This is a genomic window from Bartonella sp. TT110JLCBS, assembly GCF_042193405.1.
In the GTDB taxonomy this organism is placed as follows: domain Bacteria; phylum Pseudomonadota; class Alphaproteobacteria; order Rhizobiales; family Rhizobiaceae; genus Bartonella.
Window position 1 is genome coordinate 1 of sequence record NZ_JBHILT010000126.1, and the last position, 1072, is coordinate 1072.

A 1072-nucleotide genomic window follows, 5' to 3' on the forward strand; every position below is an offset into this window, starting at 1 on the left:
TACGATGACGTGTGACCGAAGAGAGCGTGCTTTTAGAGAAGAGTGTGGGCTGGACAATCTTTTAGAAGAGATCAGATCGTCTGTCCGAGAGCAGGATAATGTTGAGAGTTACAATTGGTTAGAAAAGCTTATTGATCGTGCATTAAACAGTGAAGTTGCACCGTTACAAGAAACACAAGAAATCTACATTCCAGACATTCGTGATCTTCGTTTAGATGAAAAATCATATGAGCTCGCTATAAAAATCATTCGACGAGCAGTCAACTGTCTTGGGGTTCCCTCACGTTTGTACAATGCTTGTTATTTTCAAAAAGCTTGTTCTTTGCGTGATCTTGTATTCATTTTTGTCAGCAATGCTCAATTTGACATAAATGATCAAGTTCTTGACGAAGTCATGAATATATCGACAGTTTGTGACGCTGAAAATAACCTTTTAACAGTGAAAGATTTTGGTGAGAAAAATAGCGATGTTATTGGTCTTGCTATGTCAAAAAAAGCGATATCTATCCATGACTTAAAAAGAAAAGGGTATAGCGATTTTGATCCAAGCAATTTGCGTACGAATATCTTGTTTCATATTTCGCAATCGTCATTATTTCGTCCGTTTGAAACAATGATTGTCTTTAAAGCAGGGACTGATGATCAGATTGAAAAAACAATAAAAAGGTACGAAAGCGCCAATGGCATGAAGTTAAAAGAAGAAGCAGAGAAAGAAGCTTTAAAAAGAGTAAAAGTGCTATAAAAAGATTAATAGAGGCATTCAAAAGTCATTGGAAAATTATAAGTGACAACAAAAATGCAGCTGATTATCCTATCTGCCGTAAAACATTGCTCTTTGAAGGGGTGTGGTGTGCTAGAATATTTGAGGGCAGGGTTTGAGTTATTGAGCCTGATGAAGTGCTGTTGTTTGAGGGGAAGCTGGTTTGAATTCGACTTAAGGGGAATATGAATGGAATAATGTTGATCGTTGCGCTTTTGCTTAATCAGAAATTAACCACAAAATTGCTTTTTGTTTTTTTGATTTGAGTTCTCTAAAGTTTTTTAAAAGGGTGTGTTCTTTTTCGCTATAGGT

The 1072-nt window shown here is 36.2% G+C and carries 1 protein-coding gene and 1 pseudogene; one reads left to right on the forward strand and one right to left on the reverse strand.

What is annotated here, in order from left to right:
* The coding region (locus tag ACFILW_RS09940; RefSeq protein ID WP_375685752.1) for a hypothetical protein at positions 1-742 on the forward strand (742 nt) is incomplete at its 5' end.
* Between the two features lie 237 nt (positions 743-979).
* Here the strand turns inward: ACFILW_RS09940 and ACFILW_RS09945 are convergent.
* Positions 980-1072: pseudogene (locus ACFILW_RS09945) on the reverse strand (transcriptional regulator); the annotation flags it as partial.